The 23,843-nt window shown below is 60.3% G+C and carries 17 protein-coding genes; 11 read left to right on the top strand and 6 right to left on the bottom strand.

Annotated elements, in window-relative coordinates; translation table 11 throughout:
* Positions 1-54: 54 nt before the first annotated feature.
* The 4 genes from AB5Z09_RS15140 to AB5Z09_RS15125 all read right to left on the bottom strand — a co-directional run bounded on the left by AB5Z09_RS15140 (position 55) and on the right by AB5Z09_RS15125 (position 6,320).
* On the bottom strand, positions 55-1,950 hold the full coding sequence (locus AB5Z09_RS15140; RefSeq protein ID WP_368195631.1) for a DEAD/DEAH box helicase: 1,896 nt from the start codon (positions 1,948-1,950) through the stop codon (positions 55-57).
* 180 nt (positions 1,951-2,130) lie between these two features.
* Positions 2,131-2,592 carry a hotdog fold thioesterase gene (locus tag AB5Z09_RS15135; protein WP_064336666.1) on the bottom strand — a complete coding sequence of 154 codons (462 nt, stop codon included), beginning with the start codon at positions 2,590-2,592 and terminating at the stop codon, positions 2,131-2,133.
* 168 nt (positions 2,593-2,760) lie between these two features.
* Positions 2,761-3,249, bottom strand: coding sequence for a hypothetical protein (locus AB5Z09_RS15130; RefSeq protein WP_368195630.1), 489 nt, complete (start codon positions 3,247-3,249; stop codon positions 2,761-2,763).
* Complete coding sequence (locus AB5Z09_RS15125) at positions 3,249-6,320, bottom strand: FAD-binding and (Fe-S)-binding domain-containing protein (protein ID WP_368195629.1); 3,072 nt, start codon at positions 6,318-6,320, stop codon at positions 3,249-3,251. The genes AB5Z09_RS15130 and AB5Z09_RS15125 overlap by 1 nt, the downstream gene beginning before the upstream one ends.
* A 167-nt stretch (positions 6,321-6,487) precedes the next feature.
* On the opposite strand from AB5Z09_RS15125, the gene AB5Z09_RS15120 reads away from it, so the two are divergent.
* The 4 genes from AB5Z09_RS15120 (at position 6,488) to AB5Z09_RS15105 (ending at position 11,713) form a co-directional block, all read left to right on the top strand.
* Entirely contained in the window at positions 6,488-7,414 is a 927-nt protein-coding gene (locus AB5Z09_RS15120; protein ID WP_005361338.1) for a cation diffusion facilitator family transporter, read from the top strand.
* Between the two features lie 300 nt (positions 7,415-7,714).
* Positions 7,715-9,250 (top strand): TerC family protein, encoded by a 1,536-nt coding sequence (locus AB5Z09_RS15115; RefSeq protein WP_368195628.1) that lies wholly within the window; start codon positions 7,715-7,717, stop codon positions 9,248-9,250.
* A 207-nt stretch (positions 9,251-9,457) separates the two neighbouring features.
* The gene (locus tag AB5Z09_RS15110; RefSeq protein ID WP_368195627.1) at positions 9,458-10,579 is read left to right on the top strand and encodes an alkene reductase; all 1,122 of its coding nucleotides are present in this window, start codon (positions 9,458-9,460) and stop codon (positions 10,577-10,579) included.
* Positions 10,580-10,726: 147 nt separating this feature from the next.
* The gene (locus AB5Z09_RS15105; RefSeq protein ID WP_368195626.1) at positions 10,727-11,713 is read left to right on the top strand and encodes a zinc-binding dehydrogenase; all 987 of its coding nucleotides are present in this window, start codon (positions 10,727-10,729) and stop codon (positions 11,711-11,713) included.
* A gap of 111 nt (positions 11,714-11,824) precedes the next feature.
* Here the strand turns inward: AB5Z09_RS15105 and AB5Z09_RS15100 are convergent, their stop codons facing one another.
* Positions 11,825-12,889 carry an adenosine deaminase gene (locus AB5Z09_RS15100; RefSeq protein WP_368195625.1) on the bottom strand — a complete coding sequence of 355 codons (1,065 nt, stop codon included), beginning with the start codon at positions 12,887-12,889 and terminating at the stop codon, positions 11,825-11,827.
* 197 nt (positions 12,890-13,086) lie between these two features.
* Between AB5Z09_RS15100 and AB5Z09_RS15095 the strand changes: the two genes are divergently transcribed.
* The 7 genes from AB5Z09_RS15095 to AB5Z09_RS15065 all read left to right on the top strand — a co-directional run bounded on the left by AB5Z09_RS15095 (position 13,087) and on the right by AB5Z09_RS15065 (position 20,765).
* Complete coding sequence (locus AB5Z09_RS15095) at positions 13,087-13,836, top strand: HAD-IIA family hydrolase (protein WP_005337281.1); 750 nt, start codon at positions 13,087-13,089, stop codon at positions 13,834-13,836.
* Between the two features lie 54 nt (positions 13,837-13,890).
* Entirely contained in the window at positions 13,891-15,465 is a 1,575-nt protein-coding gene (locus AB5Z09_RS15090) for a cation:proton antiporter (protein ID WP_368195624.1), read from the top strand.
* Between the two features lie 143 nt (positions 15,466-15,608).
* Positions 15,609-15,977, top strand: a complete 369-nt coding sequence (locus AB5Z09_RS15085; RefSeq protein WP_368195623.1) for a cupin domain-containing protein — start codon at positions 15,609-15,611, stop codon at positions 15,975-15,977.
* Between the two features lie 192 nt (positions 15,978-16,169).
* Entirely contained in the window at positions 16,170-17,834 is a 1,665-nt protein-coding gene (asnB, locus tag AB5Z09_RS15080; RefSeq protein ID WP_005361356.1) for an asparagine synthase B, read from the top strand.
* Positions 17,835-18,079: 245 nt separating this feature from the next.
* On the top strand, positions 18,080-18,655 hold the full coding sequence (locus AB5Z09_RS15075; RefSeq protein WP_368195622.1) for an acyloxyacyl hydrolase: 576 nt from the start codon (positions 18,080-18,082) through the stop codon (positions 18,653-18,655).
* A gap of 23 nt (positions 18,656-18,678) precedes the next feature.
* Entirely contained in the window at positions 18,679-18,888 is a 210-nt protein-coding gene (locus tag AB5Z09_RS15070) for a hypothetical protein (protein WP_368195649.1), read from the top strand.
* Between the two features lie 323 nt (positions 18,889-19,211).
* The gene (locus AB5Z09_RS15065) at positions 19,212-20,765 is read left to right on the top strand and encodes a PAS domain-containing methyl-accepting chemotaxis protein (RefSeq protein WP_005361477.1); all 1,554 of its coding nucleotides are present in this window, start codon (positions 19,212-19,214) and stop codon (positions 20,763-20,765) included.
* A 91-nt stretch (positions 20,766-20,856) separates the two neighbouring features.
* Here the strand turns inward: AB5Z09_RS15065 and gcvP are convergent, their stop codons facing one another.
* Positions 20,857-23,733, bottom strand: a complete 2,877-nt coding sequence (gene gcvP / locus AB5Z09_RS15060) for an aminomethyl-transferring glycine dehydrogenase (protein WP_368195621.1) — start codon at positions 23,731-23,733, stop codon at positions 20,857-20,859.
* Positions 23,734-23,843 lie beyond the last annotated feature (110 nt).

Genomic DNA, 23,843 nt, shown 5'->3' with positions numbered 1-23,843 from the left:
AGATACAAAAAAAGGCCGCTCAATGAGCGGCCTTCTTCATAACGGGATCAGCAATCAGCTTTCGCGGCGCTTGCCACCGAACTTGCGACCCTTGTCGAAACCGCCTTCACGGCGATCCTTGTTGAAGGGACGGTCACCCTGGGGACGGCGATCCTTGTTGAAAGGACGGTCGCCACGGAACGGACGATCACCACGGGGCGGACGGCTGCTGGTGTTGCCACCGGCCGGCACTTCGGTGTAGCGGGTGATTTGCAGCGGACGCTGGCAAACACGGGCTTTCTTGATCACTTCCAGTACATCGGCGGTCATGCCTTTCGGCAGATCGACGGTGGAGAAGTCATCGGCGATGTCGATGTTGCCGATGAAGCGGCTCTCGATGTTCGCTTCGTTGGCGATGGCGCCCACGATCTGGCCCGGCTTGACGCCGTGATGGGCACCCACGTCTACGCGGTAGCGCTCCATCTCCACGTCCGGGTTGTCTTTCAGCGGACGCGGCTCCAGGGACGGCATCCGACGGGCAGGACGATCACCACGGTCACCGAAGTCACGACCGCCACGGTCGTTGAAGTCACGGCGCTCGAAGCCACCACGATCGTTGCCAGCATTCAGCAGCGGATCCGGAATGGAGTCATCCAGCAGCAGCGGTTGGTCACCCTGTACCAGCTTGGCCAGTGCGGCAGCCAGCTCCAGCGGATCGGCAGAATCTTCTTCGATCAGCTCGTTTACCAGGTTGTGGTAGATCTCGAGCTCTTCACCCATCATGGTTTCGCGGATGCGCTCTTTGAACTTGGCCAGACGATGCTGGTTAATGTCCTCAGTGCTTGGCATCTTCATCGGCTCGATGGCCTGACGGGTTGCGTGCTCGATGGCGCGCAGCATACGACGCTCGCGCGGAGCAACGAACAGGATGGCTTCGCCTTTACGACCGGCACGACCGGTACGGCCGATACGGTGAACGTAAGATTCGGTGTCGTACGGAATGTCGTAGTTCACTACGTGAGTGATGCGCTCAACGTCCAGACCACGGGCAACAACGTCGGTGGCGATCAGGATGTCCAGCTGGCCCTGACGCAGTTTGTCGACGGTACGCTCACGCAATTTCTGCGGGATGTCACCGTGCAGCGCTTCACAGGCGTGACCACGGGCGGCCAGCTTGCCAGCCAGCTCTTCGGCAGCGTTCTTGGTACGCACGAACACCAGCAGGGCTTCGTAGGATTCCACTTCCAGCAGACGGGTCATGGCGTCCAGCTTGTGCAGACCGGTTACCTGCCAGTAGCGCTGGCGAATAGTGGTAGCGGTAGCAGTCTTGGAGGCGATCTTGATCTCTTTGGGCTGCTTCAGGTGCTTCTGGGCCACGCGACGAATCTGCTCCGGCATGGTGGCAGAGAACAGGGCAACCTGACGAGTGCTCGGGCACTGCTCCATGATCCAGTCAACGTCGTCGATGAAGCCCATACGCAGCATTTCATCAGCTTCGTCCAGTACCAGAGCTTTCAGGCCGGAGAGGTCCAGGTTCTTGCGACGGATCAGATCCATCACGCGGCCCGGAGTACCGACGACAACCTGAGCACCGCGACGCAGGGCGCGGGTCTGGGTTTCGTAGGAGGCACCGCCGTAGATGGGCAGTACGTGGAAATCAGGCATGTGGTGGGCGTAGCGTTGGCACGCTTCAGCCACTTGCAGCGCCAGTTCGCGGGTAGGCGCCAGCACCAGGATCTGGGTGTTGCGGTTACCAGCTTCCAGACGAGACAACAGAGGCAAGGCAAAAGCAGCGGTCTTCCCTGTACCGGTTTGCGCCTGCCCCAGCAGATCGTGTCCCGCCATCAGGTGGGGAATTGCTGCGGCCTGGATCGGTGACGGGCGCTCATAGCCCACGTCCTGCAGCGCTTTCAATACAGGCGCGGCCAGTCCAAGCTCACTAAAAAGGGGCAGTTGTTCGGTATCAGACATAGATTCTTCCAGATTAAGGCAGGCGGCTAACACCGCGGAATAGCAAAAAGGCGGCGATTATAGCGCCACTTTGTTCTGCTGTCTTGAAAAATGTGATAAGCCTCTCAAGACGTTGGCAATTATAGAGGGATCTGACGAGTATGGCTTGCTTATTTTGCACTCATAGTGCGTTATTGCAGATCACTCCTCGCTGGAGTCCTTGCCCCGCTTGTGTTTGAGCACCGCCATGGTCAGTCGGCTGGTGCACAATAAACGCTCACGTTCGTCCCGAATTTCAATCTGCCACACCTGGGTTGTTGCTCCCAGATGGAGCGGCGTGCAACGCCCGGTCACCACCCCTTCCCGTTTGGCTCGCAGATGGTTGGCATTCACCTCCAGCCCCACACAGTAGCTATCTGGCCCGACCGCCATATTGGCGGCAATCGATCCCAAGGTTTCCGCCAGCACCACAGATGCGCCGCCATGTAGCATGCCAAGGGGCTGGTGAGTACGATGATCCACCGGCATGGTCGCTTCAAGCCAATCGGTGCCAAAAGCCGTGTAGACGATATCGAGGTGGGCCATCAGGGTGTTGCGAGAGGTGGCGTTGAGCCCCTCCAGACTCATGGGTTTACGCCAGATGGGCGCAATATCGTGACTCATTGCGAGCAGACTCCTTATGTAAGCGATGAATGCGTACCGATATGGGTGAAACGCCCTCCATCGGCAACATGGTTCTGTTATATGAGTTGTTGGTTACCAGGTGACGTGTTAACAACGCAGCACCGACCCGGCGCTGCGTGTTACACAATCATGCCCTTAAGCGGGATGTCACCAGGGGTAGGTAACGCCGGGCCACTCGGCCCAGGGCATCTCCCGACCCGGCAAGCGGGGCTCAGACCACTGCCACACGTTGGCGAGCCAGTCGCGCAGCAGCCCTTCCAACTCTTCATCACTGATGGAGGCCTCGGCCACCTTCCAGAAGAAGAGCTCCACCGCTACCTCCGGCAACACCGAGGGGTAGAGATAAACCCCACCCCAAAATTGCGGCTCCCGATCCGGACTCCAGAGGCCATAGGCGAACGAGCGCTTGGCCAGAAACTCCGACTGCTGCCACTCCAGATCTCCTTCGTGCTGGCTCAGGCTGAAGTTAGCGGAGGGCCAGATATCGTTCGGGCGAAACAGCTGATGGAGCTGCTCGCGCTCGCGCAACATGGCGACAAACTCCACCACCGCCTGAGCGGGAGTAGCGGGTAACAGCAAGAAACGTGGGTGCCGATAGGCCTTCGGCACCCGAAACCGCTTGGGAAACGTCAGCATCAGAGCAGCTCCAGCAGGGCTTGCAATGGATGTTTGAGCTTTTCCCCCTCCATCCGCTTGACCTGACTGCGGCACGAATAGCCGGTCGCCAGACAGCGTCCCTTGGGCAGGCGGGCGAGCGGGTCGGCCCAGCTCAACCCATAAATGCCCTTGGAGTTCTCCACCTGTTTGACATCGTGACCATAGGTACCCGCCATACCGCAACACCCCACAGAGACCGGCTGCAAACTGGCCCCGAAGCGGCCAAACAGGGTGCTCCAGTCACCGTGAGTGGAGGGCTTGGCGGTCTTCTCGGTGCAGTGGGCAAAGAGATACCAGGGCTCACTCCCCTCCTCGCTCTTTGCCTTGTTGGCGCTAGCAGGCAGTTGATCTGCCGGCAGCGAGAGCAGCCACTCCTGCGGCAACAACACCTGAAAATCACCGCGGGCCGACCCAAGCGCCTTGGCATACTCGTCGCGATAGCAAAGCACCATGGCCGGATCCACCCCCACCATGGGAATGCCAAGCGCCGCCACCTTGTTGAGGAACTGGGCGCTGTTGGCCGCGGTACGGGCAAAAGCGCGCAGGAACCCCTTGATATGCTGGGGCTTGCCGTTAGGTTTAAAGGGCAGCAGATAGGGCTGGAAACCGAGCTTGCTGGCGAGTTTCACCAGGTCGCGCACCACGGGGGCATCGTAATAACTGGTGAAGGGATCCTGCACGATGAGCACTACCTGCTTGCGCTGCTCGGCACTCATCCGCTCCAGACCCGGCAGATCAAAATAGCGGGCGCGGTTATCATGCAGGCTCTCGGCCAGGGTCGGCACCGAGAGCAGCGGCACATCGACCATGCCGATGCTCTTCTCGGTCGCCTTCTGGGCCCACTCTTTTTCGAGGAAGAAGTTGACCAGCTTCGGCGCCTTGGCAAGCAGCGGCGCATAGCTCTCCACCGTGCCGACGAAGTAATCCTTGGGAGCTCGCAGGTAGCGACCGTGGTAGAGCTGCATAAAGCGGGCGCGAAAATCTGGCACATCCACCTTGATCGGGCACTGGCTGGTGCACGCCTTGCAGGCCAGACAGCCCGACATCGCCTCCATCACCTCGTGGGAGAAGTCATACTCGCCGCGCTGTTTGGCCCAGCTGTTGCGCACCTTGTCCACCAGCTGTTTGAAGCGCACGCCACCGGATTGCAGCGCCACCTCTTCCGCCAGCGGGTCAAAGCCCTGCTCCGCCAGCTGACGCAACCATTCACGCATCAGGCCCGCCCGCCCCTTGGGGGAGTGGCGACGATCACGGCTGATCTTGACCGAGGGGCACATGGGGGAGTCGGTCTCGAAGGTGAAGCACAGACCATTGCCGTTGCAATCCATGGCGCGGGTGTAGCTGGTGCGCACCGCGAGCGGGATCTGGCGGTCATACTTGCCGCGCTTGGGGCCATCCACCGACACCAGCTCGGCGCCGCTACCGTAGGGGATACAGATCTTGCCCGGGTTGATGCGGTTGGTCGGGTCGAACGCCCCCTTGACCCGCTGCAGCTCTTCCCACAGCTCTCCAAAGAAGGCGGGGCTGTATTCGGAGCGAAAGCCCTTGCCGTGCTCGCCCCACATCAGGCCACCATATTTGGCGGTGAGCGCCACCACCTGATCGGAGATGCGGCGCAGCAGCACCTCCTGCTCGGGGTCGCACAAATCCAGCGCCGGGCGCACGTGCAGCACACCGGCATCGACGTGGCCAAACATGCCGTAGTCGAGGCCGTGGGCATCCAGCAGAGCGCGAAACTCCATGATGAAATCGGCCAGGGATTCGGGCGGCACGGCGGTGTCTTCAGTGAAGGCCACCGGCTTCTTGCGCCCTTCGGCGTTGCCCAGCAGCCCCACCGACTTCTTGCGCATGGTGTAGATGGTTTCGATGCTCGGCAGGTGGTCACACACCTGATAGCCGATGATCCCGGCCTCCCCCTTGGCCAGCAGCGCGTCGATACGACGGCACAGCTCCGCCACCTTGGCCTTGTGTTCTGCCTCGTCTGTGTCGGCAAACTCGACTATGTTGAGCCCCTGCAGATCCTTGCCGGGCACATCCTGAATAAGTTCTTTCACCGAATGCCAGATGATGTCGGCGCGGGCCAGCCCGAGCACCCGGGAATCCACCGTCTCCACCGACAGCGCTTGGGCCTCAACCATAAAGGGGGCGTTGCGCAGAGCGGAAGGGAAACTGTCGTACTTGACGTTGACCAGGGTGCGGTAGCGCGGGATGGGGGTGATGTTGAGTTTGGCTTCGGTGATAAAGCCGAGAGACCCTTCAGATCCGCACAGCACCCGGCTCACATCCAGCGTGTCGGTATCGGGTTGATAGAGGTGCTTGAGATCGTAGCCGGTCAGAAAGCGGTTGAGCTTGGGGAAGGTCGCCTCGATGTCGGCTCGGCGCTCCTTGCCGATGCGATAGAGGGTGCGATAGATCTCTCCTTCGCGACTCTCCAGCGCCAGCTTGTCGGCAAGCCGTTCGCTACTTAGCGGCTCGGTCGCCATGATGTCACCATTCTCCAGCACGGCTTTGAGGCCGAGCACGTGATCCGAGGTTTTGCCGTAGACCAGCGACCCCTGCCCCGAGGCGTCGGTGTTGATCATGCCCCCTAAGGTGGCGCGGTTGGAGGTGGAAAGATCCGGCGAGAAGAAGTAGCCATGGGGCTTGAGATAGGCGTTGAGCTGGTCTTTCACCACCCCGGCCTGGGCACGCACCCACCCCTCCTCCAGATTAATTTCCATGATCTGGTTCATATAACGGGAGAGATCGACGATAATGCCGCCGCCCAATGACTGACCATTGGTGCCGGTACCGCCACCACGAGGGAAAAAGCTCAGGGAGGCGAACGCCGGCTCTGCGGCCAGCTTGAGCATTGCTACTATGTCGTCCGCACTGCGCGGATAGAGAACCGCCTGAGGTACTACCTGATAGACGCTGTTGTCCGTCGCCATCGCCAACCGGCTTGCATAAGACTTTTCGATATCACCACGAAATGCGCTGCGCTCTAGCAACTCAAGAAACTGCAGGGTTGCGGGTGACAAACTGTCCTGGTAATCGAGTCTCGGGATCATGAATCCTTGTTCCCATCCTTTGCTTGATGCCGGCACGCCGGCGACAACGACTGGCCAGCCGCCTGTCAATGGCAGTCAGGCCAGTCCGCTCACATGTGAGCGGGCAGTATATCAGCTAGAAAACCGCTTGCGCTTGGCAATATTCACCATTTGAAAGGAGGACTTTTATGGCTCACCACAGCCATGTTATCAGTACGCTGGTCACCACCGAAAAACAGGCGCTTACCCTGTCGCTGTTCGGTTGTATTACCTTTGCCATCTTCGGCATTGGCTACGGCCTCTTCGTCGGTTCCAACGCCATCATGCTCGATGGTATCTTCACCCTGTTCAGCATGGGAATGACAGGCCTCGGTCTTGTTACCGCCTATCTCGTTACCCGCCCTTCCGATGCGCGCTTCCAGTATGGCTACGCCCACTTCGAGCCCATCACCAACGTCATCAATGGCACCATTATTCTGCTGCTCTGCCTTGGCGCTCTCTATAGCGGCATCACCACCCTGCTGGATGGCGGACGGGAGATCGATCTCGGCCACGCCCTTATCTATGCCGCCGTCTCCACCTTCTTCTGTGCCATCATCTATCGCATCGAAGCCCAGGTCGCCGAGCAGGTAGACTCCGAGCTGGTGCGGGTCGACTCCAAGGAGTGGCTGGTGGATACCCTGCTCAGCGCCACTCTGCTTATCGGTTTCGTAGTCGCCATTGGCCTCGATGCCATCGGCTACGGCCAATACAACCGCTACATAGACCCGGTGCTGGTCTCGCTGCTGGCCCTCTGCGCCACCCTTATTCCCATCAAGGTGCTCGGTCGCAACCTGCGGGAAGTGTTGAAGATCGCCCCCAAGGGAGATGTGCCACGGCAAGTCGAGCAGGAGATCGAGGCGCTGCGCCAGCGCCACGGCATCGAGTGCTACAGCCATCTGGCCAAAAGCGGTCGCCGCTTCGATCTGGAATTGAACATTCTGGTGGCGCCGGGTCAGGAGTGGCCCGTCGAACGTCAGGATGCCCTGCGCCAGGAGCTCTGGTCCCGCCTTGGCGACACCCTGGGGGATGCCTGGCTGTCGGTCTGTTTCACCCGCGAAAAGCGCTGGTTGTAACGACCGCACGGGGGAGAGCGGCACCGCCGCCTCCCCCTGTCGCATCACAACCCCATCACGTCCCACTGACACTGCTCTTGCCAAATTGGCGCCAGCCGCTATCATCAGGGCTCATTTTTCACCCGAGGTTTTATTGCCCATCATGGACAATCCCCGAAGTTGCCCTTCGTCTCTCTCTGTCAAAGCCTATCTTTTTCTGCTTAATCAGCGCCTCTGAATAACACCTTTGCCTTGCTGTTACTGCGGCCATCGTGCGCCGTGATCACTCTCTGCTCTGTCTGTTTTTATTGAGGTCATACAATGGAATTGCTGCTGGATCCCCACATCTGGATTGGTCTGTTTACCCTGATCATTCTGGAAATCGTGCTGGGGATCGACAACCTGGTCTTTATCGCCATTCTGGTGAAAAAACTGCCTCCCGCCCAACGGGACAAGGCACGCGTCATCGGCCTGTCGCTGGCCCTGCTGATGCGACTTGGGCTCTTGAGCGTCATGTCATGGCTGGTCACCCTGACCACCCCGATTTTGCACCTGTGGGATCACCCCTTCTCCGGTCGGGACCTGATCCTGATGGGAGGCGGCCTGTTCCTGCTGTTCAAGGCTACCTCCGAGCTGCATGAACGGCTGGAAGCCAAACCCCAGGATGACGGCCCGGTTGGCGCCTACGCCAGCTTTGGGGTGGTGATCGCCCAAATTCTGGTGCTCGATGCGGTCTTCTCGCTCGACTCCATCATCACAGCCGTCGGCATGGTGGAACACCTGGGCGTGATGATGGCCGCCGTGACCATCGCCATGGTGGTGATGGTGCTCGCCTCCAAGCCGCTGACCCGCTTCGTCAACGCCCACCCGACCGTGGTAGTGCTCTGCCTGAGCTTCCTGCTGATGATCGGCTTTAGCCTGGTGGCAGAAGGGTTCGGTTTCCACATTCCGAAGGGCTACCTCTACGCGGCCATCGGCTTCTCGGTGCTGATCGAGTTTTTCAACCAGCTGGCCCAGCGCAGCGCCATGCGTCACGAATCCAAACAGCCGCTGCGCGAGCGCACCACCGCCGCCATCTTCAAGCTGATGGGCAGCAAGGCCTATCAGGATCAGCCGGATGACGATCTCGATGCCCCGGCCGTAGCGCCGGTGAGCTTTGGCGAGGAGGAGCGCTATATGGTGACCGGCGTACTGTCGCTGGCCGAGCGCTCCATTCGCACCATCATGACCCCGCGCTCGGAGATGGCCTGGATCGATATCAACGACTCCAGCGACGAGATCCGCGCCCTGCTGCAGCGCGAGCCCCACAGCCTGTTCCCCATCTGTGACGGGGATCTGGACGAGGTGATCGGGGTGGTCAAGGCGCGCGACCTGCTGTTTGCTTTGAACGAAGGGCAATCCTTAAGTGAACTGGCCAAGCAGAACGATCCCATTATCGTGCCGCAGACCATCAACGTGATCCGCCTGCTGGCGGAGCTGCGCAAAGCCAAGGGGAGCCTTATTCTGGTCTCCGACGAGTTTGGCGTGATCCAGGGGCTGGTCACCACCCACGATCTGCTGGAGGCCATCGTCGGCGAGCTGCCGGACGAGGACGAAACCCCGGATATCGTACGCAATGGCGAAGGGTGGCTGATCAACGGCAGCACCAACATCCACCATGTGGAGCAGGTGCTGGAGCACGAGGGACTGGTGAGCGAGAGCGATGAATACGTGACCCTGGCGGGCATGCTGCTCTCCCACTTCGGCACCCTGCCCACCCCGGGCCAGCAGTTGCAACTGCAGCAACTCAACTTCGAGGTGATCGAGGTGAGCGAGCGGCGCATCGAGCGGGTGAAAGTGATGCCCACCACGGCTTGAGCCTGCCACCAGCAGAATACAGAAGAGGGCCAGACGGCCCTCTTTTTTATGCTTCAACTTTATGCCTCAACGCCTCTTTCCCGACGGTTTGCACTGATTGCTGCATCGATTGCTGCATCAAGCACAATTCTCTTGTGCAATTACCCCCCTTTTTCACAACAAGATGGCGGCATAAAGTGGCCTCACTTCCACCATGAGGAACTCAAGATGAGCCACGATCACCTGTTCTGCCCGCTGCGCCTCGGCCAGCTGCACCTTGCCAACCGCATCGTCATGCCCCCCATGACCCGCTCCCGTGCCAGTCAGCCGGGTGATGTGGCCAACGCCATGATGGCGAGCTACTACGCCCAGCGCGCCGAGGCGGGCCTGATCATCAGCGAAGGCACCCAAATCGACCCCATGGGCAAGGGCTATGCCTGGACGCCGGGGATCTACAGTGCCGAGCAGATCGCTGGCTGGAAGCTTGTGACCGATGCCGTGCACGCCAAGGGGGGCACCATCTTCGCCCAGCTCTGGCACGTGGGCCGGGTCACCCATCCGGACAACATCGGCGGCGCCCAGCCCATCTCCGCTTCAGCCCTGCCCGCAGTGGGCGTCAAGGTGTTCGTCGATAACGGCAGCGATGCGCCGGGCTTTGTCGAGACCGTCACCCCGCGCGCCATGACCCAGGCCGATATCCATGCGGTGGTGGGCCAGTTCCGCCAAGCGGCTCGCAACGCCATCAGCGCCGGTTTTGACGGCATCGAGCTGCACGCCGCCAACGGTTATCTGATCAACCAGTTCCTCGACTCCGAATCCAACGCCCGCACCGACAATTACGGCGGATCGCTGGAGAACCGGCTGCGCTTCCTCAAAGAGGTGACCGAGGCAGTCAGCAGCGAAATCGGCGCCGATCGGGTTGGGGTGCGTCTTGCGCCACTCACCACCCTCAACGGCACCGTGGATGCCAATCCGCAGGAGACCTATCTGGCGGCCGCCCGTCTGCTGGGCCAGCTCAATGTCACCTACCTGCACATTGCCGAAGCGGACTGGGACGATGCCCCCCTGATGCCGGAGAACTTCAAGCAGGGTCTGCGGGATGCCTTCCCCAACACCCTGATCTACGCCGGCAAATATGATGGCAAGCGGGCTCGCGCCGCCCTCGAAGCGGGCTGGGCCGACATGATTGGCTTTGGCCGCCCCTTCGTCGCCAACCCGGATCTGCCGAACCGACTGCGCCACGGCTATCCGCTGGCCCCCCACGATCCGGCCACCCTGTTTGGCGGCGGCGAAAAAGGGCTGACAGACTACCCCGTCTATCAGGCCGAGGACGCAGCAGCCAGCCGCTGATTACCAATGGCCAACCGGCCACATAACGCAGGCTCCACAGGTTGGGGCCTGCCGTATTGTTGCCCATTAGCAACAGTGATATGACTGACCGAATCACTGTTGCAATGATCTCGTTGTTCTCTCCCCTCGCTTTCACAAGGAGTCATCATGAATCACACCCAAGCCTGGTGCTGGCATGCCCCCGGTGAACCGACCCAGCTTACCCTCGCCGATCTACCCCTGGCACCGCTCGCCCCTGACGAGGTACTGGTAGCCAACCGGGTCATCGCCTTCAACCCAGTGGACTGGAAGCTGATCGAGTATGGCCACTCCAACTGGCAGGATGGTCAAGTGCCCGGCGTCGATGGCATGGGCACTCTCGTGGCCCTCGGCGCCAACGTCAGCCATCTGCGTCTCGGCACCCGGGTCGCCTATCACACCGACCTGCGCCACCACGGCAGCTTTGCCCGCCACACTAGAGTACCGGCCCGAGCCCTGCTGCCGGTGCCCGATGCCCTGAGTGACGAGGCCGCCGCCGCCCTGCCCTGTCCCGGCCTCACCGCCTGGCAGGCGCTGGCCAAGCTGCCGCGCCTGCACGGGGAAGCGCTGCTCATCACCGGTGCTGGCAGCAGCGTCGGCCGCTTTGTGGTGCAGCTAGCCCTCCAGCAAGGAGCGCGGGTCTTTGCCAGCGCCAGTCCACGCCACCATCAGTGGCTCAAACAGATCGGTGTGCAGGGTGTAGCCGATTATCGGGATCCCGACTGGCTGGCCACCCTGCAGGCCGCCAACGGCAACGAGCCGTTTGAGGGGATCATCGATCTGGTCTCCAGCCAGCAGGCAGAGAGCCTGCTGCCCGCCCTTGGCTACTACGGCCATATGGTGACTGTGCTCGGGCGCATCCCGCACAACCCGTTGCCCGCCTTTACCCATTGCCACTCATTGCACGAGATTGCGCTGGGCGCCCAGCACGCCTTTGGCTCGGACAAACAGTGGAGCCGACTGGTCGCCGCCGGGGTCGCCATGATGGAGCAGATAGCGAGCGGCGAGCTGACCCTGCCGCCGCTGGTGGTCGGCGACTTTGAGTCACTGCCTACCCTGCTCGAGCGCTTCAAGCGCGAAGGACAGGGCGAGAAGTTTCTGGTGCGAGTGGCATAACGCTGACCTTCCCTAATAACCACACCGACCATTGAAGCGAAAGAGGCCCGCCAGTGATGGCGGGCCTCTCTATATCTAGTGCATCTCATCTCGACTTCATTGGCGCCTGACTCAGTGCAGGATCACCCCGTGAGTCTCGGCATAACTGCGGATCTCCCGAGTCAGGCGCGCCTTGTCGGCCACAGAGAGCCAGCTCGCCTCCACCGCATTGAGCGACAAGCGACAGAGCTGACTCATGGTCGCGCCAAGGCCATCGGCCAGCGCCACAAAGTTGGCATTCATATAGCCGCCAAAGTAGGCGGGATCGTCCGAGTTGATGGTGACGCAGAGCCCCTGCTCCAGCAGCCGCAACACATTGTGCTGGGCCATATTGCCGAACACCTTGAGCCGGGTGTTGGAGAGGGGGCAGACGGTGAGCGGCAGCCGGGTATCCGCCAGATAGCGCAGCAGCTCGGGATCGTCTGCCGAACGCACTCCGTGATCGATGCGGCATACCTGCAGCTCGTTGATCGCCTGCCAGATGTAGTCGGCAGGCCCCTCTTCACCTGCATGGGCCACCACCGGCAGCCCCAGCTCGCGGCATTTGGCAAAGACCCGGGCAAACTTGGTCGGCGGATTGCCCTTTTCACCCGAGTCGAGGCCGATGCCGTGAATGCGCGACAGGAAGGGCATAGCCTCTGCCAACGTAGCGAACGCCTCCTCTTCACTGAGGTGGCGCAAAAAGCTCATGATCAGCCGCCAGCTGATGCCAAACTCCTTCTCCCCGGTCTGCAGCGCCCGCTCGATGCCGCCCAGCACAGTGGCAAAGGAAACGTCGCGGGCGGTATGGGTCTGCGGGTCAAAGAAGATCTCCACATGCACCACCTTGTCAGCGGCGCAACGCTCAAGATAGGCCCAGGTGAGGTCGAAGAAGTCCTGCTCGGTCACCAACACACTGGCGCCGCGATAGTAGAGGTCGAGAAAGGATTGCAGGCAGTCAAAGTCATAGGCGGCGCGCACGCTGGCCACATCGGGCCAGGGCAGCGGGATGTTATTGCGGCGGCCCAGCTCAAACATCAGCTCGGGTTCGAGGCTGCCCTCGATATGCAGGTGCAGCTCCAGTTTCGGCAGTCCGGCGATAAATTGCGCGGCGGTGAGGTGTTCGGGTGTGACTGGCTTGGGAATCGGGGTGTCCATAGCGACGGCTCCATCAGCAAAGTGATCCGGCGTCAGCCCCTCCACCAGACTGACCCGACGGCAGCTTTATTGTGCACCCAAGTGGCGAGACAGGGGAGACTTGTCATCAAACAGACTTATAATGGCGTCACAAAAATCATAAATGATTGAACATCTTAACGATTGGCGGCTCGCCTGCGCCCTGACAAGGAGTTTTCATGAAGAAGAACGTCATCTGCGATATCGACGGTGTCATCCTGCACAACAACGATCTCATCCCCGGTGCCGACCGTTTCGTCCATCGCCTGCTGGAGCAGGGCAGCAAGCTCTTGTTCCTCACCAACTACCCGGCCCAGACCCAGAAAGATCTGCAAAACCGCTTCCGCTCCGCCGGGATCGAGGTGCCGGAGGAGTGCTTCTATACCTCCGCCATGGGCACCGCCGACTTCCTCAAGCGTCAGGATGGCAAGAAGGCGTATGTGATCGGCGAAGGGGCGCTGACCCACGAGCTCTACAAGGCCGGTTTCACCATCACCGACATAGACCCCGACTTCGTGGTGGTGGGCGAGACCCGCAACTACAACTGGACCATGATGCAACAGGGGGCCAAGTTCGTCGATCAGGGGGCCCGCTTTATCGCCACCAACCCCGATACCCACGGCCCCATGATGCACCCGGCCTGCGGCGCCCTGTGCGCCCCCATCGAGCGGATGACCGGCAAGAAGCCGTTCTATGTCGGCAAGCCGAGCGCCTGGATCATCCGTGCGGCGCTCAACCGGATGGAGGCCCACTCAGACGACACCATCATCATCGGCGACAACCTGCGCACCGACATTCTGGCGGGCTTTCAGGCCGGTCTCGAGACGGTGCTGGTGCTCTCCGGGGTGAGCAAGGTCGCCGATATCGACCGCATGCCGTTTCGCCCGAACCATATTTTCGACTCAGTGGTCGACATCGATATCGTCTAATCACCACCCAAGCGTTAAACAGGGCAGGTCTCTCCTGCCCTTGCAGGATCTGTTATGGAACCCATTCTGATCGCCGTGGCTTTTGGTTGCGGCATGGTAGTCAATCTGATTGGCCTGCCCCCCCTGCTCGGCTTTCTGGCCGCCGGTTTTATCCTCAACGGCATGGGATATGAAAATACCCCCGCCCTGAGCGAGGTGGCCGATCTCGGCGTCACCCTGCTGCTGTTCACCATCGGCCTCAAACTCAATATCAAGACCCTGATGCGGCGCGATGTGTGGGGCACCACCAGCCTGCACCTGTTGCTCTCCACCCTGCTCTTTACCATGGTGCTGCTGGTCTGCAAGGGGCTGGGGCTTGAACTTGCCCTCTCGCTGGACTGGAAACTGGCGTTGCTGCTGGGCTTTGCCCTCTCCTTCTCCAGCACCGTCTTTGCGGTCAAGGTGCTGGAAGATCGCAGCGACATGAATGCCCTCTACGCCCGTATCGCCATCGGGGTGCTGGTGATGCAGGATGTGTTCGCTGTGGCGTTTCTGGCCTTCTCCAGCGGCAAGTGGCCCAGCATCTGGGCGCTCTGGGTGCTGGGACTGCCGCTGCTGCGCCCGCTGCTGTTCAAGCTGCTGGAGCGGGCCGGTCACGGCGAGCTGCAGGTGCTGTTCGGAGTCTTTCTGGCACTGGTGGTCGGGGCCGCCGGTTTTGAAGTAGTCGGCCTCAAGCCGGATCTGGGGGCGCTGATCATCGGCATGCTGCTCGCTTCCCATCCGGCGGCGGCGGGATTGGCCAAGGCGCTCTTCAACCTCAAAGACCTCTTTCTGGTCTGCTTCTTTCTCACCATCGGCCTCAACGGCCTGCCGACCCACGACACCATGTTGCTGGCACTGGCGCTGGTGCTGGCCCTGCCGCTCAAAAGCGCGCTCTACTATCTGGTCTACAGCGGCGCTCACCTGCGGGTACGTACCGCGCTGCTCTCGACCCTGGCGCTCACCAACTTCTCGGAGTTTGGCCTGATCGTCGCGGCCATCGCCGCCAAGGCGGGCTGGCTCTCCCACGAGTGGTTGGTGGCGGTCTCGCTGGCACTGGCGGCGAGCTTTATGATCTCTGCCCCGCTCAATGCCCAGAGCGAGCGCATTTATCACCGCATCGGCCACTGGCTGCGAGGATTGCAAGCGAGCAACCTCCATCCGGAAGACAGGCCCATAGAACTTGGTGATGCCGAGGTGATCATCCTCGGTATGGGGCGGATCGGTCAGGGGGCCTACTTCGAGCTGGAGAACAAGTACGGCAACGTCATCCTCGGGGTGGAGAACGACAGCGAGAAGCTGCCCACCCTGCGCGCCCAGGGGATGAACGTCATCGAGGGGGATGCCACCGATACCGACTTCTGGGACAAGGTGCTGCTCTCCAATCAGGTCAATCTGGTGCTGCTGGCGATGCCCCACCACTCGGGTAACCTCTACGCCATCGAGAAGCTGCGCAGCCACGGGTTCAACGGCAAGATCGCCGCCATCGTCCGCTTCGAGGATGATATCGCCTCCTTGCAGGAACAGGGGGTGGATGCGGTGTTCAACGTCTACAACGAAGCGGGCAGCGGCTTTGCCCGCCATGTGATCCGCCGCTTGCAGCCGCTTTGAGTCGTCGGCCAGCAGCCCTTGGCAAGGGCTCTTGGCAAGGAGGAACGCATCGTTTAAGTTATGCACAACCTCGTTTAATAAAGCGAACAAACGCGGGGCCGGGATGGCCCCGCGTTCCTATCTGCCGAAGCCAAGGAGGCACCATGAAGACCCTCAACGACTGGATTTTGCCGGGCCGCCACGAGGCGGCCCCTACCCCGCTGATGCCAGCCCCCGAGCGCATTAAAGCGGGCAACCCGGCGCAAACGGTATGGAACCACTACTCCGACCCCAGCCAGCAGTTTCACGTGGGCTTCTGGAGCTGCGAGCCCGGCCGCTGGGCCATCCACTACACCGAACACGAGTATTGCCAGCTGCTGGAGGGGGATGTGGTGATCCACGACAGTGAGGGCGGCCAGCTTGCTCTCAAACCCGGGGATCAATTCGTGATTCCGGCAGGCTTTGTCGGTGAGTGGGAGACCCTCACCCCCTGTCGCAAGGTCTACGTCATCTTCGAACCCGCCTCGGCTTGACGTTCACGTCACCCTGCCCCGTTGCAACAATCCTTATCCTGTTGATCTGCTTGACGCTTACGGCATGATTTTCTGCGGTTTTCCCGCTTGCAAAAGGTTTTTCCGCTAGGCATTGTGTCTGACGAGGAATGTAAATGGAATTTCGAGCCCAAACGTGGGGGGCTCATATAAAAATCAAGAGGATTACCGCCAATGTGTTCAATTTTCGGCATTCTGGATATCAAGTCCGATGCAGTCGCCCTGCGCAAATCGGCGCTGGAGATGTCCAAGCGACTTCGTCACCGCGGGCCTGACTGGTCCGGCGTCTACAGCTCCGACAAAGCCATTCTGGTGCATGAGCGTCTGGCCATCGTCGATCCGGGCAATGGCGCCCAGCCGCTCTACAACCCCGAACGCACCCATGTGCTGGCGGTCAACGGCGAGATCTACAACCACAAAGAGCTGGAGAAAACCCTCAAGGTCGACTTCCAGTTTCAGACCAAATCTGACTGTGAAGTGCTGCTCGCTCTCTACAAGGAGAAGGGCCCGGCGTTTCTCGACGATCTCAACGGCATCTTTGCCTTTATCCTCTATGACGCCGAACAGGATGCCTACCTGATTGGTCGCGACCACATGGGGATCATCCCCCTCTATACCGGTCGCGATGAGCACGGCAACTTCTATGTCGCCTCCGAGATGAAGGCACTGGTGCCGGTCTGCAAGAGCGTCGAGACCTTCCCGCCGGGACACTACCTGTGGAGCAAGGATGGCGAGCTCAAACAGTGGTACAAGCGCGACTGGATGGAATACAGCGCGGTCGAGCACAACGTCAGCGACAAGGCCGAGCTGAAAGCCGCGCTGGAAGCGGCGGTCAAACGCCAGCTGATGTGCGACGTGCCTTATGGCGTGCTGCTCTCCGGCGGACTGGACTCCTCCGTCATCTCCGCCATTACCAAGCTCTATGCGGCGCGCCGCATCGAGGATGATGGCAAGAGCGAAGCCTGGTGGCCACAACTGCACTCCTTCGCCGTCGGTCTGGAAGGGTCGCCGGATCTCGCCGCCGCCCGCAAGGTGGCTGACCATCTGGGCACCATCCACCACCAGATCCACTTCACCGTGCAGGAGGGTCTGGATGCCCTGCGCGACGTCATCTATCACCTCGAGACCTATGACGTCACCACCATCCGCGCCTCCACGCCGATGTATCTGATGGCCCGCTACATCAAGGCGATGGGGATCAAGATGGTGCTCTCCGGTGAAGGCTCCGATGAGCTGTTTGGTGGCTACCTCTACTTCCACAAGGCGCCCAACGCTCGCGAGTTCCACGAAGAGAACGTGCGCAAGCTTGCCTCACTGCATCTCTATGACTGCCTGCGCGCCAACAAGTCGATGGCGGCCTGGGGCGTGGAAGGTCGCGTGCCCTTCCTCGACAAGGAGTTCATGGACGTGGCGATGCGTTTGCAACCTGCCGACAAGATGTGCGGCAAGGGCAAGATCGAGAAGCACATCCTGCGCGAAGCGTTCGAAGATCTGCTGCCCCACGAAGTGGCATGGCGTCAGAAGGAGCAGTTCTCCGACGGCGTGGGTTATTCGTGGATCGACAGCCTAAAAGCCATGGTAGAACAAGAGGTGACGGATCAGATGTTCGAGGCGGCGGCATTCCGCTTCCCCATCAACACCCCGCTCACCAAGGAGGCCTACTTCTACCGCGCCATCTTCGACGAGCACTTCCCGCTGGAAGCCGCCGCCCGCACCGTGCCCTACGGCAAGTCGGTCGCCTGCTCCACCCCCACCGCGCTGGAGTGGGATGCCAAGTTCAAGGAGATGGCCGACCCGTCCGGCCGCGCCGTGATGGACGTGCACCAGCAGGGCTACTAAGCCTGCACGCCAAACCGGGCGGGTAACGCCAGATAGCAAAAAGCCCTTCACCATGGTGAAGGGCTTTTTCATCTCCCCATTTCCACGCCCGCCAAATCACATCAGGCCATGCAGATAGTTGATTTTTCATAAATATTTAATTTTTTTACCGAGTGACCATGCATTGACAGGGAGCGCGTCGATTGACTATGCCTGAAGGGTGATCAACAGGATCACCACGATGACAACAAGGATCGGGAGGGGGCATGGACGCTAACACTCTATCAAGGATCGGCCTGCTGACAGCACTGCTCGCCAATCAGGCTGCAATGGCCAATGACAATATCGTGGTACTGCAGCTTGGCAAGGCCTTCAGCAATGAAAAGCTCGACATCAACATCGCCGACGCCAAGTTCCATCACATGTTCTGGCGTTGGGGAGACTCAGGCTGCCAATTTGGGCTGGGGGTACGTGGCGGTATGCTCAAGGTAGAAGATGAAGAGACCGCCAGACTGGGGGGCGGCGCCCGTATCGAATGCCAATGGGGTAACTGGGTGACTTGGCTCCCCGGCGAAATGGTCTGGCTCGATCAGTACCAATTTGGCACTCGCGGCCACGGCTACAAGGATTACGGCGGCCCCTTCCAGTTCGCTCTGGGGATCGGCCACGGCTACAAGGATTACGGCGGCCCCTTCCAGTTCGCTCTGGGGATCGGCCTCGGCTACGCCATCACCAAGAATTGGCTGATCGGTTATCAGTATGAGCACATGTCCAACGCCCATATGTATGACAAGAATCCGGGGCTGGACAGCCATACCCTCCACATCGAGTACCGTTTTTAACAAGCCCTCCTACATTCGGCTCCATCGTGGTGATCCCGCTGGCGTCGGTACTACTGGGTAAAGGGATGGGAATGGGCGCCGTCATGGCGCTGATCATCGGCAGTGCCGGTGCCAGCCTGACCGAGGTGATCCTGCTCAAATCGATGTTCAGAACACCGATGATTGCGGCCTTTCTTACCGTGATCCTCGGCATGGCGATCCTGATGGGCTACCTGACACAACTGTTGTTTTAAGTCGCCCATCTTTAAACAGGCAAAATGCCAAAGCAGCCGAGTGTGAAACCATCCGGCACCTCATAGACAAACGCCGATCGGATGATCGGCGTTTGTTTATTCCGTACGGCAGTCAATTTGAGACAGCCAAAGGATGAGGGTTTGCTGCTCTCCGGGCCATGTGACATGGCTTGCCTCCCCTCGCCGAACCGTACTGTAAAAATGTGAGACCCATCCCGTCCCCACGCAGTAGCACAAGAGTTAATGTGCAACAACACAATAAATGAACATCCTCTGCCATACTCAAACGAAGTATTCCGTTACGCCGAAACCGGAGCCTGATCATGGTAACCAGCTCGCTTCACACCACAGATACCGAGGTTGAATTTGCCGACGATATCCAGTTGGTATCGACGACCGACCTCAAAGGGGACATCACCTACGCCAATCCGGCGTTTTGTCAGGTGGCAGGCTATCGCCTGGAAGAGATGTTGGGGCAGCATCACAATCTGGTGCGCCACCCCGACATGCCCAAGGCAGCGTTTGCCGATCTCTGGGCCCACCTGCAGGCAGGCAAACCATGGCGAGGCATGGTAAAAAACCGCTGCAAAGATGGTCGTTATTATTGGGTTGATGCCTATGTCACCCCGATTTATGAAGATGGCAAGATGGTGGGTTACCAATCCGTCCGCTGCCGTCCCGCCGCAGAGCACAAAGCGCGTGCCAGCAAGATGTACAAAACCCTTAAAGCCCGTGAAACCGGCTCTGCCATTCACATGGGCCTGCGTCAACTCACACCGGCCATGATGACCATACCTCTGCTGCTCGTCAGCGTGATCAGCGCGCTCTGGCTGCTCTCACCGCTGCAGGCGCTCTGGGTCATTATTCCTCTCTTGGCAGCCATCTGGTTCAATCGCCACCCTCTCTTCCTCACACCGCGATTCTTGCAGCAGCTCGAGCAGGATTACGACAGCATCAGCCGCCTTATCTTCTCGGGGGATGCCCCCCACAGCATTGCCGATTTCCATATCAAGCTCGGGCAAGCGAAGATCCGTACCGTACTCGGCAGGGTAGATGACACCACCGCGTCGCTCAATGCCATGGCCAATGACCTGCGTGGCTCCGCCTCGCTGGCAAGCCAGGATATCTCTTCGCAAGACACGCAGATCCAGCAGATTGCCACCGCCGTCACCCAGATGGCTTCGGCCGCCGAGGAGATCAACCGCAATATTCAAGACAGCAACAGCCAGATTGAAGAGGCCCGTAGCCACTGCATCACCACCAGCACCCAGCTTTCGGAAGCAGGAGAAGAGATGTCGGCGCTGGCCACCCAAGCGGAGCAAGCCTTTCAGTCAGCCGTTGAGCTGGCGAGCGAGTCCGAGCGGATCGGCACCATCATGAGCGAAATTCGCGGCATTGCGGATCAAACCAACCTGCTGGCGCTCAATGCCTCCATCGAAGCCGCACGGGCAGGCGATCAGGGGCGTGGCTTTGCAGTGGTGGCGGACGAGGTTCGCAGCCTGTCGACCAGAACCCACAAGGCGACAGAGCAGATCCAGAACAGCATTGGCCATATCCAGCAAACCCTGGGGGGATGGAAAGAGATGATGCATCTCAATGTGACCAGAACCAACGCCTGCCTCGCCACCACCCGGGCAAGCACCGGCAACCTGAATCAGGTTGTGGTCGAGATAGACAAGGTCTCTGATTTTTCAAACCAGATCACCGCCGCTGCCACCGAGCAACAAGCGGTCATCGAGGAGATCAGTCGTAATATCAACCAGATATCCTCGCTCTCTCACGATAACAGTCTCAAAATCGATCAGGTGAGTGAAACCAGTGCCAACTTGCAGAGCAAAGCGAGCCAGCTCAAGGACTTAAGCCGGACATTCGGATAGCAGCATGCAGATAAAGTCCATGTAAACGAAGGGCCACCCGTCTGGGTGGCCCTGTTGTTTATAAGGCTTAACTGTAGCTCCTAAACGCCACTTACTTGGCGTAATCCTCAGTCGGGATACAGGAGCAGAACAGGTTGCGATCGCCGTAGACGTCGTCGATGCGGTTGACCGAGGGCCACAGTTTGCTGGCACGCACGGCGTCGGACGGGAAGACCGCCTCGGCACGGCTGTAGCCGCGGGACCACTCTGCATCCATCACATCGTCCTGAGTGTGCGGCGCATGGACCAGCGGGTTATCGGCGAGGCTCCACTGCCCCTCCTGCACCTTGGCAATCTCGGCGCGGATGGAGGTCATCGCTTCGACGAAGCGATCCAGCTCGCGCTTGGATTCCGACTCGGTCGGTTCGACCATCAGGGTACCCGCCACCGGGAAGCTCATGGTCGGCGCGTGGAAGCCGTAGTCCATCAGCCGCTTGGCCACGTCCATCTCGCTGATGCCGGAAGCCTCCTTGAGCGGGCGAATATCCAGAATGCACTCGTGGGCCACCCGACCGTTGCGGCCGGAATAGAGCACCGGGAAGGATTCACCCAGCTTCTTGGCCAGATAGTTGGCGTTGAGGATGGCCACCTGAGTGGATCTCTTCAGCCCCTCGTCACCCAGCATGGCGATGTACATCCAGCTGATGGGCAGGATGCTGGCCGAGCCGAACGGTGCCGCCGACACGGCGCCGTTGTCACGGCTCTCCTTGTCGGTCTTGACCACGGCGTGACCAGCCACGAACGGTGCCAGATGCTTCTTCACACCGATGGGGCCCATGCCCGGGCCGCCACCGCCGTGAGGAATGGCAAAGGTCTTGTGCAGGTTGAGGTGAGAGACGTCCGCCCCGATAAAGCCCGGTGCAGTCAACCCGACTTGCGCGTTCATGTTGGCACCGTCCAGATAGACCTGACCACCGTGCTGGTGAACGATGTCGCACACCTCCTTGATGGTCTCCTCATACACCCCGTGGGTGGAGGGGTAGGTCACCATCAGACAGGAGAGTTGCTCCCCCGCCTCGGCCGCCTTGGCGCGCAGGTCGTCGAGATCCACGTTGCCGGACTTGTCACAGGCGGTGACGATCACCTTGAGCCCCGCCATCTGGGCAGAGGCCGGGTTGGTACCGTGGGCAGAAGCCGGAATGAGGCAGATATCGCGATGCCCCTCGCCACGGGATTCATGGTACTTCTTGATGGCGAGCAGACCTGCGTATTCGCCCTGGGCACCGGAGTTGGGCTGCATGCAGACCGCATCGTAACCGGTCACCTTCACCAGCCAGTTTTCGAGGTCGGCCAGCAGCAGCTGGTAGCCCTTGGCCTGCGCCAGCGGAGCGAACGGGTGCAACTTACCGAACTCGGGCCAGGTGACCGGGATCATCTCGGCGGTAGCGTTGAGCTTCATGGTGCAGGAGCCCAAGGAGATCATGGCGTAGTTGAGCGCCAGATCTTTCGCTTCGAGGCGATGGATATAACGCAGCATCTCGGTTTCGGAGTGGTACTTGTTGAACACCTCGTGGGTCAGCACGGCATCGGTGCGCAGCAGATCCTGCGGGATGGCGTGATGAGTCTGGGCCGCCTTGTCGAGGGCCTCGATATCGAGCCCATGGCCTTGGCCGAGGAACAGATCAAACAGTTCGGCCACATCAGCGCGGGTGGTGGTTTCAGAGAGAGACACCCCTACCGCACCGTCGAGATCGGCACGCAGGTTGATGCCATTGGCTTCAGCCTTGGCAATAAGTGCAGCTTTATCTGCCGTCTGCACGGTCAGGGTATCGAACCAGCTGGCATGCTTGAGGGCCACCCCCTTGGCCTTGAGGCCAAGCGCCAGAATGGTAGTGAGACGGTGCACGCGGGAGGCGATGGTTTTCAGTCCCACCGGACCGTGGTAGACGGCGTAGAAGCTCGCCATATTGGCCAGCAGCACCTGAGCGGTACAGATGTTGGAGTTGGCCTTCTCGCGGCGGATATGCTGCTCGCGGGTCTGCATCGCCATACGCAGCGCGGCCTTGCCACGGGCATCCTTGGAAACGCCGATAATGCGGCCCGGCATGGAGCGCTTGTAGGCATCGCGGGTGGCGAAGAAGGCGGCGTGGGGGCCACCGTAACCCATGGGCACACCAAAGCGCTGGGCGGAGCCCAACACCACGTCGGCGCCCAGCTCGCCCGGGGACTTGAGCAGCAGCAGGGAGAGCAGATCGGCGCTGACGCAGGCCAGTCCTTTCTGGGCCTGTACCGCGGCAATCAGGGCGCGCAGATCTTTCACCTCACCTGTGGTGGTGGGGTACTGGAACAGGGCACCGAACACCTCTTCGCTCACTGCATCGCTCGCGGCGCCAACCGCCACATCAAAACCAAAGTGAACCGCACGCTCCTTGACCACGTCGATCACCTGCGGGTGCACGTCATCGGCCACGAAGAAGAGGTTGGATTTGGACTTGGCCATCCGCTTGGCCAGCGCCATCGCCTCGGCGGCGGCGGTCGCTTCATCCAGCAGGGAGGCACTCGCCAAATCCATGCCGGTCAGATCCAGCGTCAGCTGCTGGAAGTTGAGCAGGGCTTCGAGACGGCCCTGTGCCAGCTCGGGCTGATAGGGGGTGTAGGCGGTATACCAACCCGGGTTTTCCAGCACGTTGCGCAAAATGACGTGGGGCACATGGGTATCGTGATAACCCATGCCGATATAGCTCTTGGCAATCTTGTTCTGAGCGGCATAGCCCCTGAGCTTGGCCAGCGCCTCCACTTCGGTCATGCCGGCACCGATGCCGAGCGGGCCCGGCAGTCGAATGGCGGCAGGCACGGTCTGGGCAATCAGATCGTCCAGGCTTTCGGCCCCGACGGTCGCCAGCAGCTGGCGCAGCTCTTCCTCGCCCGGGCCGATATGGCGGCGGACAAAATCGGTTTTTTGCTCGAGTTCAAACAGTGACTGGGTCATTTCCCTATTTCCTGATAAATAAGTCCTGGCATGACATCCTGATAACCAAGACCTGATGTTCCTGATCGTCGGTTGATACCGACTCCACTCATGTTCTGGGTCCCGCAGAC

Source organism: Aeromonas sp. R2-2, from assembly GCF_040908355.1.
Lineage (GTDB): Bacteria > Pseudomonadota > Gammaproteobacteria > Enterobacterales > Aeromonadaceae > Aeromonas > Aeromonas veronii.
This window is presented reverse-complemented; position numbering and strand designations above follow the sequence as displayed.

Excerpts from the sequence above, each read along its gene's own strand:
- AB5Z09_RS15140 (WP_368195631.1), bottom strand. The coding sequence starts at position 1,950 with ATGTCTGATACCGAACAACTGCCCCTTTTTAGTGAGCTTGGACTGGCC.
- AB5Z09_RS15135 (WP_064336666.1), bottom strand. The coding sequence starts at position 2,592 with ATGAGTCACGATATTGCGCCCATCTGGCGTAAACCCATGAGTCTGGAG.
- AB5Z09_RS15130 (WP_368195630.1), bottom strand. The coding sequence starts at position 3,249 with ATGCTGACGTTTCCCAAGCGGTTTCGGGTGCCGAAGGCCTATCGGCAC.
- AB5Z09_RS15125 (WP_368195629.1), bottom strand. The coding sequence starts at position 6,320 with ATGATCCCGAGACTCGATTACCAGGACAGTTTGTCACCCGCAACCCTG.
- AB5Z09_RS15120 (WP_005361338.1), top strand. The coding sequence starts at position 6,488 with ATGGCTCACCACAGCCATGTTATCAGTACGCTGGTCACCACCGAAAAA.
- AB5Z09_RS15115 (WP_368195628.1), top strand. The coding sequence starts at position 7,715 with ATGGAATTGCTGCTGGATCCCCACATCTGGATTGGTCTGTTTACCCTG.
- AB5Z09_RS15110 (WP_368195627.1), top strand. The coding sequence starts at position 9,458 with ATGAGCCACGATCACCTGTTCTGCCCGCTGCGCCTCGGCCAGCTGCAC.
- AB5Z09_RS15105 (WP_368195626.1), top strand. The coding sequence starts at position 10,727 with ATGAATCACACCCAAGCCTGGTGCTGGCATGCCCCCGGTGAACCGACC.
- AB5Z09_RS15100 (WP_368195625.1), bottom strand. The coding sequence starts at position 12,889 with ATGGACACCCCGATTCCCAAGCCAGTCACACCCGAACACCTCACCGCC.
- AB5Z09_RS15095 (WP_005337281.1), top strand. The coding sequence starts at position 13,087 with ATGAAGAAGAACGTCATCTGCGATATCGACGGTGTCATCCTGCACAAC.
- AB5Z09_RS15090 (WP_368195624.1), top strand. The coding sequence starts at position 13,891 with ATGGAACCCATTCTGATCGCCGTGGCTTTTGGTTGCGGCATGGTAGTC.
- AB5Z09_RS15085 (WP_368195623.1), top strand. The coding sequence starts at position 15,609 with ATGAAGACCCTCAACGACTGGATTTTGCCGGGCCGCCACGAGGCGGCC.
- asnB (WP_005361356.1), top strand. The coding sequence starts at position 16,170 with ATGTGTTCAATTTTCGGCATTCTGGATATCAAGTCCGATGCAGTCGCC.
- AB5Z09_RS15075 (WP_368195622.1), top strand. The coding sequence starts at position 18,080 with ATGGACGCTAACACTCTATCAAGGATCGGCCTGCTGACAGCACTGCTC.
- AB5Z09_RS15065 (WP_005361477.1), top strand. The coding sequence starts at position 19,212 with ATGGTAACCAGCTCGCTTCACACCACAGATACCGAGGTTGAATTTGCC.
- gcvP (WP_368195621.1), bottom strand. The coding sequence starts at position 23,733 with ATGACCCAGTCACTGTTTGAACTCGAGCAAAAAACCGATTTTGTCCGC.